Here is a 10677-nt window from a genome sequence, read left to right as displayed (position 1 = left end):
AGATTTTTGAACTGGAACTACCTAAAAGCTGATACTCCCTTAGTACCTGCAAAGTATGAAACCTTTGCCATTAAAAACTTTGATATTTAATCAGCAAGCCCTAATTAGACTTATCCAGATACAACTAAAAACTATAAATATTCTGAAAATATTTAAGCCTAATACAAATAAAACAATCAAAGGACAGATCGACAGCTTAAAACTTAGGCAACATAATATTTTTCCTTCTTCCTTCTGCTGTAAAACTTAAATCTGTAATCATTTAAACATATTGAAATTTAAAGCTAATATCTTAGTGGAAAAAAAGTTATAGACCGAGAAAGAGAAGGAAAAAGTATAGTATTTTAATTATCCTAATAAGCTCCACCACTTTTCTTAAATAAGATTCCCACAGTCTTAAGAATTAACTTTATATCGTATATTAGACTCCAATTTTGTTGATACTTTAAGTCCAACCTAATAATATCTTCAAAATTTTTCACCTGAGAACGACCATTAACTTGCCATTCTCCTGTCATACCAGGTTTAACATCTAAACGTTGCCATTGAGGTACTTCATAACGTTCCACTTCATCAGGAGTTGGGGGCCTAGTTCCCACTAAACTCATATCTCCCCTCAGTACATTCCAAAACTGAGGTAACTCATCCAAACTCTTTCGTCTCAAAAAGTTACCAACTTTAGTAATTCGTGGGTCATTTTCATTTTTAAAGATTGCACCTTGAGCTTGATTTTTGATTTTACTCTTAAGTTGTTCTGCATTTACACACATAGAGCGAAATTTCCACATTCGGAAATTTTTTCCCATCCAACCACATCGTATTTGACCAAAAAATATTGGGCCAGGACTATCAAACTTAATAAAAATAGCGATGGGAATAAACAAAATACCTGTAATAAACAATCCTACTAAAGCACCAATAATATCAATTAGACGTTTTACCCAAGATTTTACAGAAGGATGGGTAACAGGAAGTTGACTGTCTTCTGGTTTACTATTGCTCTTACTTTTAACTTCTGAATTTGGGGTTTCTTCAATGATTAAAATTTTATCTAATCCAGTTAAATAAAATACTCCCATAACTAGAGAGTTAACATCAGATAGGATAAATTCTATATTTTTTTCTCTTGCTATTTTTAAATTTGTGACTAGAGAACCAATTCCACAACTATCTATAAAATTAGTGTTACTAAAATCAATAATAATTTTGCCTGTAGGATTTTCTGATTGGAAAAGTTTTTGGCAAGTTAATTTAAATAATTCTGCCTTTGATACAGTAAAACGAAGAGGTAAATGAATGACAGGAGTTTTATCCCTAAAAGTGACTTGAATATCTGTTTCTGAGGTTTGGCTGACCATGGAATCTTGGTTCCTATTTTTGATGATTATAGTTTTGTTTCTACAAAAGTTATTTATGAAATTTTATGTGCATAATCATCTTAATAATTATGCTCAAACGATCCTATAGAAATTACCTTAATGGTTAGACCACCCTCTAGACTAATGATTAGCAATGGTTAGATACTAATGTATGAACTTAAGTATACTAATATCTGCCAACTACATTCGAGAATGGAACATATTCAGATGGTATCAGCAGAAACCAAACTGCCTTTTCTGTTAATCTAGTTATATCGCCATCATAACACCAAAATAAATAGAATCAATTTGAGTGGGTTGTTACTCACTACCAAGCCTAGTTTTGATTAATTTATATTTATGATTAACCCACTCAAGATTTCCTGTCTAGTTATAGATATTTTCAGAGCGTGAAGTTTCACGACTTCCTTTAACTCTTGCCTTAGCTTTAGTAGCACTGCGCTTGAGAGCTTGAAGTCGTGCTTCATATTTGGCCCTCTGTCGTTTTTTAGGGGTTTGTTCGATTAAAGTTTTCAGAGCGCTGCCCAGACTTTTATAAGCATTGGGAAGTGAGTAACCGAAACGAGTTGCTAAAGCGATCGCCTTATCGTCTGCTTCTATTGCTTCTTTGAGATTACGTTCACCATTATTCTTCTGATAGAGTCTATACCCAGATACACCACACAAAGCCAAAGCCAGAACTAGAAGTAGACCATCCTGTACCCATAGCTCACCCACAGCACCCCCTAAACCAATAGCAAGGGCAGCCATCTCCCAACCATCCCTGGGAATTGTATCGTTTTGAATTCTGGCCACTTCATGCCAGAATAACAGGTTACGTTGGTCTAATGCTAATTGCTCCCAAAGTGTGAGGTCAATGGATATTTCTATTTGGTCTTTGCCTATTTCTTCGCTGCGAATGAGTGGAGGATTAACTTCAATGGACTTTTCTACCATGACCCAACTTTGTAATTCTGGTGGTAGTAAGCCTTTTAGACGTCTAATTTCACTCATTTCGGCTCTGGCAGTGGCAGTAGCATAAGATGTCATAGTTTGTTTGAGTCCTATAGATTTTTCAACACATAGTTGTCCTTTATTTAAATAGTTTACCTTAAGATTTCAAACAGTATGTTTTCTACTCTTGCTTAGGGATATTAGGAGTTATGCCAAAATTCAAACTTATAAGTTACTTAGATTGTGAGTTTTATAGATAGGAATTTGGATTCATCTAAATTAATATTAATGAATGATTCTTGGTTTTTGACAGTTAACAGACAGGGTAAAAATAAAATCCAAATTAATAGCACCGAGATTTATAAAAGTTTGTATTTAGAAATCAAACAAAGACTCGAATTAGATATTTCAGTAGTTCAAGTATTAGAGTGGATGGTTAATAAGGTAGTAGTTGCTTATGAAAATTATCAAAGAAAACATAACACGAAAATCGCCCAATTAACTACCAGAGCGCTGAATAATTCAAAAGGCAGATGGCATGAGTTTATAGTTACTGGATTTTTAGCTAAAGTAGCCCAAAATTTTTATTTGGAACACAAAATACTTCTGATAACTTTTAGACTTCCTAGTTCAAGAGATGAAACTCAACCTGAATTTTTAAAGATTTTTCAAACCCAAGAATTTCAAACAACTTATCCTCTGGAAAATATTGAAACAATTAAAAAAAGAATTTTTTTCTCAAGTCCTGATTATATTATTTCTGTAATTGAAGATCAGCAGCTTTTCCAGTCAATCCAGCCATACATAGAGCTACAAGCACAGCAACCAGAATATTTAGGAGTAGAAATTTATGATTTATTAAAAGGCAGACTTAAGGCCAGAGAAGTCAAAGCTTTTATCTCTGTTAAAGTATCGAATCGCCCAGATCGTCGTTATCAGGCATTATATGAAACAGCTATGATTAAAGCCATAAGTTATACATCGGGACAAATGTGGAAATATTACATGATTACCGCTGAGGATTTCTCTAATTCAGATAAGAGAATATTTAGTCAAGGTATTGCTCCTCATGGTATTGCTTTAAATCAAGACTTGAAAAGTGTAGATAATATGTATTCAGCTTACAATCAGTAAGATTTAATTAATTTAGTTGAAGATGCCATATTTTTGTAATTAAAAGGTAAGCAATAATGAGCATGATAAAAAGAAGAAGGTAATCAGAGCTTAGATAAATTATTTAGGGTTTGCTGAAAAAGTATGAGTGGTAGGGGTAGAATCCAGAATCGGTGAATCGGTGAAGTCAGGAGGAATGGGAATTATAGAAGAAGTAGTCAGAAGAATCGTAAAAGTGATTTTCTACCCTAATCTTGCCGAAAATCTTAGATTTTTGAACCTGACCCACCTAAAAGCTGGTACTCCCTTAGTACCTGAAAAGGGTAAAACCAAAACCAGTCAAGACGCGTGATATTTAATCAGCAAGCCCTATTTAATCCCTGTTAGTTTTTTCCAGACTCGGTTTTCTCCCTCACAAGCTTTTTCTATATAGCAATCATAAATCTGATATAGCAATTCCCATACTTGTGAGGTACAAAATTCCTTAGTTTTATGGAGTAGGGAGTAGGGAGTAGGGAGTAGTAATTCTGGTTACGTAGGAATCGATAAAGAAGAAAAATAACTGTACCTCATTAGCTTTGGAAACGCTATATAAAAAATCCTAAATAAATAAATATAGATAAACAGTATGGAATTTTTACCTATATTGCCAGATTAGTTGCTGCTTTTTTCCAGGATTTTTTACACAACTCAAATAGGATTGCTAGATTGATTTGATTGGCTCTATTTATTCAAGTAGGAATTAGGAGGCAAAACCCCGACAATCTCAAAAAGATCTTCCCTCTTGCTTCTGTATAATTCCTTCTTACTTTTCGATCGGAAAGCTGCTCTAAATAAGTTTAGTGAGGTCAGACTTTATACTTGCCTTTTGGAGAATAAACTAAAGGTAATTCTAATTGATGATTCATTTCTTCTCGATCAGAAATTTTATTTATATTGAGAAAATCAAGAATAGTTTTAGCAACTCTTTGAGCAGCTAAATATGGTACTCCATTACCGATAGTTTTAAATTGATGAGTGAGAGTCATATTACTTGGTAAAGCAAATTTTTTAGGTAAAGACTGGATAGCTAATGCTTCTGCTGCCGAAAGACGACGAACTTTATATGGATGTAAATGAACTTCATTATTTCCATAACAAGCTGTGGGAGAATAACGCCATCGATGAAGGCGTTTATAAGATTTTTTTCCATCATCTCCTTCTGCTACTTTCTCGAATTTTACTCGACCAGCTCTTGGTTGAAAATAATGTTCTGAATTAGGATGAGAAACAACATTATTTTGCCTAAACCAATATTCAACTGTTAGTTCTTTAGGTATTCCATTCGGGCAATCTATTTGAGAATTTTCTACAAAGGTATTTGTCTGAGGCCAAGGATAATAAAAAACTTGATTTTGAGGATACAATACATACTTTTCCCAGGGAAAAATATTTTCAGGAATTACCTGAGTATAGTTAATATCAAAACCTTTATCTTTCAGTAAGTTACATCGGAATCCTATTAAAATAATTCTATATCTATCCTGGGGAACTCCATACTCAATAGAATTAATTAAACGTTCGGTAATGATATATCCGTATCTATACAACTTGCGCTTCATTTCCTCATAAAATGCCCGATGTTTTTTGGTTGACCATAAACCTTTAACATTTTCAAATACAAAAAAATCTGGTTTCTGCTGACAAATTAATTCTATATAAGCATCTGATAATTTACCATTTTCTCCGTTTTTTCCTCGGTTTTTTCCTCCTACTGAAAAGTCAGGGTAAGGAGGTCCGCCAATAAATCCGACAAAATCAGAATTTTTCTGAGCATTTTTGACTAATTCTTGTAAATGGGTTTTTCCATTTTCCCCAGTTAAATTAACTAAATCGTCTTCTAAATATCCATACTCTGGCTCAGATATTTCTAATAATTGTCGAGCATAACGATAAGCTGCCATGAAGGGAGAAAACTTTTCATTGACAAAGACAACTTCAAAGCCACTATTTTCAAAGCCTAAGTCTAGAAAGCCACAGCCTGAAAAAAAGGAAAATATTTTGATTTTTTGCACTATTTACTATAAATAATTTAGCGATATTAAGGTTTGTAGATTGATTAATTATGCCTGAGAGAGTAATTTTACCAAATAATTAAGGTTGAAAGTCTCTAGGCATCAAGGAGAAAAAATATAGCAGTCGAAGGAAAGGTCGCGAACATATCAAAAGCTTAAAACTCAGGCAAAGCAATATGTTTCCTTCTTCCTTCTTCCTTCTTCTTTCTGCTATAAAAATAATCCTTTTAGTTAATCCTATTTTTTTAAAGAGAGGTAATTGTTAATTATTAATTGTTGAGTAAGAAACTTTTGCTTAAATATTCTTTTAACCTAGTAAAAATATAGGTGGCGATCGCCACAAATTTAAAGATATAGCAAATATTGAGTTGCTAAGGAGATAGACTGATCGTGAATCAAATACGGTCTGATTTTTTCCGACTTTTGCCTTCTGGACTAGTTAAGAGTTCCTTGCTATATAAACATAGGTATAGGAGTTATTCCGTTTCATCAATCATCTAGGTTTTAGCTTTGAGGAAATCAGAAATAGGGAACTGAGATGAGAATAATTATATTTTGGATAGAGCAAGTTTTAAAACTATTTGTGGCGTTTTGTCAATGTCTATAATTACTTAGGTATTTTGACTTATGTAAAATTTGTTTTTTTGAGCTTATTTTAGTTCGCTGCAAATCGCAATATCTAGGATATTTTTAACGTAAATACTGGGTTGTAGCTTGATTGAAAGGAGGTTATTTTTGTTTTAGACACAACATTGGCATTATATCTTAATGTTCAGAGTATGATACAAATCGCTGAAACAACGCAAGTTCGTGAAATATTTTGTAATAATTGAGAAAAAAAGGGATTTTTTTGATTTACACAAACAATCTTAAAGCTTATTTAGATTAGTAAAAATTATCTTTATCCTCTTGCCCTCAAGTTTTGATTTAAAGATAGTTTGTGATCGCTTAAACTTCAAACCAAATTCAAAAAAGGTATTAGATATTAGTCTATGATTCCAGTGGCCTGTAGCCCAACATTTTATATCTCGTAGAAATTAGACTTCGCAGCAGTTGTTAGGGAACAGGGAATGATGAGAGATATTTGAGCGATCGCTTTGTTCAAAATCTACTAATAAATGTCAATTTGATTAAGTATAGAATTGTTCGGTTTGAGGAAGGATATATTTTGTAAAACTATTCAAATATTTCCTCATATATTCGACTAGATTCTTGTTCAATACTGGCAGTAGAATTGAATGATTTTAGATAAAAAATAGCTTTTCAACTTTCAACTTTTTACTCAGGCAAAATTATAGTAAACAACTTACCAAGTACGTTCAATAATTGATAATGGATAATTGATTATTACCTCTCCCTAAAAGGAAGAGCATTGAATAAAAGGAAAATTTTTTCTCTCTTGGTCGATTGGATATGGTTAGGAAACCCATCCATCCCACCCAACGGGTGCGCTCCGCTTTTTCCTAGGTCATGCTACGCAAACATATCGGCGACAGCCGTTAACGTAGTTATGCGCTAGCAAAACGACCGCTTGTTTCTCCTTTAAAGGAGAGGATTTTCACCTTAATTATTCGGTATACCCTATATATCTATCATCCGAATATCGAATAGTCACCTATTATAATTTCATCAACAGATAAATATTGTTAGTAGTTTAAGGATAGACACAATGACTGTTGAAGTTTGGATGGGAAAAAATTTTGATACATCCTATGAAAGAGAAGCTGTAGGAAAATTTTTGGATGACATGGAATTTCGTTTCGGTAATGAAGAGAAACTCCATTTAGTTTTAATGGATTATTATATTGAAAATTGTCAGATTGATTTAACAGTCCTGAAAAAGGATGCGATTATTCCTATTGACTTAAAAGAATGCCATGAACAATTTACAGCATCTGAGAATGGCGATTGGTCTACGCCTAGTGGGCATATTGTAGGTAGTCAAGATAGAAATCCATTTCAACAGGTTCAAGAGTATCGGATTAAATGGTTTAACTTGCTCAAAGGAAACAAACATAAATTTCGTTGCTTAGAGAAAGTAGCAGATGATCGACCATTTTGGTATTCAACTTGTATTGTTTCTATTAGCCCTTCACTTCATCCAAATAGTACAAATAAAATTTCTAGTCATAGCTGGTGGTTTAGACTATTAGGTGTTGATGAACTGGCTAAACAAATAGAATTTCAAACTAATAAGTATATGAATTTTTCAGATGATGAATTAAGAAAGATAGCTTCTGACTTATTATCGCTGAAACAAAAGCCTCATCAGACTAGAAAAAATACAACAGAATGGGAAAATAAACTGAAAGAACGAGAAGAAAGACTTGAAAAGCGAGAACTAGAAATCAAGGAAAAAGAAAAAGAACTGGCAAAACGAGAAGAGTTTCTTGGATATAAAGAAGGAACACTTAAAAAGTGGGCAGATGAACTTCACAAAGCAAAAGAAAGTTTTGAAATGAAAAGTAGTTATTATCAATAATAGTTTTGAGCAAGATTTAGTGTCCGACGATAATTTTTCATATTTTTGTAGTTAAAAAAATCAGTCAAGTAAAAAAATATTCGGTGATAGTTTTCTGAATTAGTTTTACATCTTGGCAAAATTATCGATTTTTTTTCTAGTGAAAAATCTGTGAATGAAATGAGATTTGTCTTTGAGCTTTCTTCCTGGGAAAAAAATTAGTAGAGTCGGAAAACTTTTACCTAGTACTTTGATGAGTAGGTGGTAAATACTAGCAAATTATCATAATTTTTGAGTTGAGAATATCTGTGAATGAAATAAGAATTATCTTTGAGCTTCCTTCCTCGGAAAAAAATTAGTAGAGCCAGAAAACTTTTACCTAGTACTTTGATGAGTAGGTGGTAAATACTAGCAAATTATCATAATTTTTGAGTTGAGAATATCTGTGAATGAAATAAGAATTATCTTTGAGCTTCCTTCCTCGGAAAAAAATTAGTAGAGCCAGAAAACTTTTACCTAGTACTTTGATGAGTAGGTGGTAAATATTGGCAAATTATCATAATTTTTGGGCTGAGAATATCTATGAATGAAATGAGGGCTACCTTCTAGTTCCTTCCTCGGAAAAAATTAGTAGAGTTGGAAAATTATTACCTAGTACTTTGATGAGTAGGTGGTAAATATTGGCAAATTATCATAATTTTTGGGCTGAGAATATCTATGAATGAAATGAGGGCTACCTTCTAGTTCCTTCCTCGGAAAAAATTAGTAGAGTTGGAAAATTATTACCTAGTACTTTGATGAGTAGGTGGTAAATATTGGCAAATTATCATAATTTTTGGGCTGAGAATATCTATGAATGAAATGAGGGCTACCTTCTAGTTCCTTCCTCGGAAAAAATTAGTAGAGTTGGAAAATTATTACCTAGTACTTTGATGAGTAGGTGGTAAATATTGGCAAATTATCATAATTTTTGGGCTGAGAATATCTATGAATGAAATGAGGGCTACCTTCTAGTTCTTTCCTCGGAAAAAATTAGTAGAGTTGGAAAATTCTTACCTATTATTTTGATGAGTAGGTGGTAAATATTGACAAATTATCATAATTTTTGGGCTGAGAATATCTGTGAATGAAATAAGAATTATCTTTGAGCTTCTGAGTCGGCAAAAAATTAGTAGAACGGGAAAACTGTCACCTATTATTTTTCTGCCTTAGTCCTAAATATTGGCAAAACTATCGAATTATTTGCTATGATAAAATCTGTGGATGAAATGGAATTTGGCTTCCAACTAGATTCTTCTTAAATGCTGATAGTTATATTTAAACAAGTTTTGATAAAAATAGGTTTTCAGATTCTCAAAGCTATAAAAGTATTTGGGGAGATAAATAGTATTTTATTGATAATTATAATTAGAGGTTCCTGTCACCCCTGAAAAGGAGAGGCAACTGACTTTAATTCTATTACCACATCTTAAAAAACTATTAAATAAGTTAATCTTTCAAATCACTATCAATGAGAACTGCAATAAAAAGTGCAGGTTCTTTACCATTATTTACCCATGCGTGATTAGTGCCTCGTTGAACCACAACATCAAATGGTTTTAACTGAACTTCATCATTATCTAGTAATAGAGTCACATCTCCTTTTAGTAAAATAATATAATCTATTGTTTTTGTTTTATGCATTCCAGGATGTCGAGTTGTATCGACTCTATCTTGAGATGCACCTATTTCGGCAAAAGCTATAGCTGCTAACTCTTCAAGCTTTTCCTTTGGCACTCCCTCCGGAATAGGATTTATCGCAAAATATCTAAACTTGGTTCCTCCTTTTGGAGGAGACAAAAGTACATCAGTATCAGCTCTATCAATTTCATCAAAAGTATTTATTTGATTTCCATCAGTGTTCCATATTTCAAATAGTCCTCCGACTTCCTTACCTATCGATCTTGCTGGGGGTCCATCAATCATTACAATTGATTTACCATCAGCATTATGTCCGGTAACAATTCTTCTCAATCCTTCCATAGCTTTTCTTTTTAATAATTAATAACTAAAAGATTTACCTAGATATTTTAGCTTGCTAGTCTTCTATATCTAGTAGTAAGTTTAGCTCTTTTACCATAAAAAAATTATTTGCTAAATACTCACTTCAAAAAATCTATTCAAAAATTTAAAACAAAAATTTAAAATGGGTAGTCCTAGTAGTCCTATAGATGTGCTAATTTTTGCCCAAATTATCTGTGACAAAATTTATAGATGAAATGAGAATTACCCCTTTTAACTCCCCTCAATCAAGATTACTGAAGTTGAAAAATTATCTCCTCAGTTGCCAGTCTCAGAAAATTAGTAAATTCACCAAACGAGGGACAATTATTTTTCTGAATAAGTGCTAATTTTTGCCCAAATTATCTGTGACAAAATTTATAGATGAAATGAGAATTACCCCTTTTAACTCCCCTCAATCAAGATTACTGAAGTTGAAAAATTATCTCCTCAGTTGCCAGTCTCAGAAAATTAGTAAATTCACCAAACGAGGGACAATTATTTTTCTGAATAAGTGCTAATTTTTGCCCAAATTATCTGTGACAAAATTTATAGATGAAATGAGAATTACCCCTTTTAACTCCCCTCAATCAAGATTACTGAAGTTGAAAAATTATCTCCTCAGTTGCCAGTCTCAGAAAATTAGTAAATTCACCAAACGAGGGACAATTATTTTTCTGAATAAGTGCTAATTTTT

The 10677-nt window shown here is 32.7% G+C and carries 7 protein-coding genes; 3 read left to right on the top strand and 4 right to left on the bottom strand.

Annotation, left to right across the window (positions count from 1 at the left end; genetic code table 11):
• Window positions 1–353: 353 nt before the first annotated feature.
• Together AC3DU7_RS01360 and AC3DU7_RS01355 are read right to left on the bottom strand one after the other, a co-directional pair.
• Window positions 354–1358, bottom strand: a complete 1005-nt coding sequence (locus AC3DU7_RS01360; RefSeq protein ID WP_488037575.1) for a sugar transferase — start codon at window positions 1356–1358, stop codon at window positions 354–356.
• A 387-nt stretch (window positions 1359–1745) separates the two neighbouring features.
• Complete coding sequence (locus tag AC3DU7_RS01355) at window positions 1746–2408, bottom strand: DUF3318 domain-containing protein (protein ID WP_202223408.1); 663 nt, start codon at window positions 2406–2408, stop codon at window positions 1746–1748.
• Between the two features lie 192 nt (window positions 2409–2600).
• Between AC3DU7_RS01355 and AC3DU7_RS01350 the strand changes: the two genes are divergently transcribed.
• Both AC3DU7_RS01350 and AC3DU7_RS01345 read left to right on the top strand, forming a co-directional pair.
• Window positions 2601–3446, top strand: a complete 846-nt coding sequence (locus tag AC3DU7_RS01350; protein WP_488037574.1) for a Cfr10I/Bse634I family restriction endonuclease — start codon at window positions 2601–2603, stop codon at window positions 3444–3446.
• A 175-nt stretch (window positions 3447–3621) separates the two neighbouring features.
• Window positions 3622–3777, top strand: coding sequence for a hypothetical protein (locus AC3DU7_RS01345; protein ID WP_488037573.1), 156 nt, complete (start codon window positions 3622–3624; stop codon window positions 3775–3777).
• Between the two features lie 496 nt (window positions 3778–4273).
• Here the strand turns inward: AC3DU7_RS01345 and AC3DU7_RS01340 are convergent, their stop codons facing one another.
• Complete coding sequence (locus tag AC3DU7_RS01340; protein WP_488037572.1) at window positions 4274–5479, bottom strand: DNA cytosine methyltransferase; 1206 nt, start codon at window positions 5477–5479, stop codon at window positions 4274–4276.
• 1669 nt (window positions 5480–7148) lie between these two features.
• Between AC3DU7_RS01340 and AC3DU7_RS01335 the strand changes: the two genes are divergently transcribed.
• A complete protein-coding gene (locus AC3DU7_RS01335; RefSeq protein WP_488037571.1) occupies window positions 7149–7961 on the top strand; it encodes an NERD domain-containing protein in 813 nt (270 codons plus the stop codon).
• Between the two features lie 1467 nt (window positions 7962–9428).
• On the opposite strand, the gene AC3DU7_RS01330 is transcribed toward AC3DU7_RS01335, so the two are convergent.
• Window positions 9429–9962 (bottom strand): cupin domain-containing protein, encoded by a 534-nt coding sequence (locus tag AC3DU7_RS01330; RefSeq protein WP_488037570.1) that lies wholly within the window; start codon window positions 9960–9962, stop codon window positions 9429–9431.
• Between the last annotated feature and the right edge of the window lie 715 nt (window positions 9963–10677).

It is taken from the genome of Okeania sp. (assembly GCF_983059655.1).
The sequence above is the reverse complement of the archived record's forward strand: the minus strand, read 5'-3'. Positions and strand labels throughout refer to the sequence as shown.

What these genes read in the sequence shown, in the direction of transcription:
- AC3DU7_RS01360 (WP_488037575.1), bottom strand. Translation starts at nt 1,358, where the DNA reads ATGGTCAGCCAAACCTCAGAAACAGATATTCAAGTCACTTTTAGGGAT.
- AC3DU7_RS01355 (WP_202223408.1), bottom strand. Translation starts at nt 2,408, where the DNA reads ATGACATCTTATGCTACTGCCACTGCCAGAGCCGAAATGAGTGAAATT.
- AC3DU7_RS01350 (WP_488037574.1), top strand. Translation starts at nt 2,601, where the DNA reads ATGAATGATTCTTGGTTTTTGACAGTTAACAGACAGGGTAAAAATAAA.
- AC3DU7_RS01345 (WP_488037573.1), top strand. Translation starts at nt 3,622, where the DNA reads ATGGGAATTATAGAAGAAGTAGTCAGAAGAATCGTAAAAGTGATTTTC.
- AC3DU7_RS01335 (WP_488037571.1), top strand. Translation starts at nt 7,149, where the DNA reads ATGACTGTTGAAGTTTGGATGGGAAAAAATTTTGATACATCCTATGAA.
- AC3DU7_RS01330 (WP_488037570.1), bottom strand. Translation starts at nt 9,962, where the DNA reads ATGGAAGGATTGAGAAGAATTGTTACCGGACATAATGCTGATGGTAAA.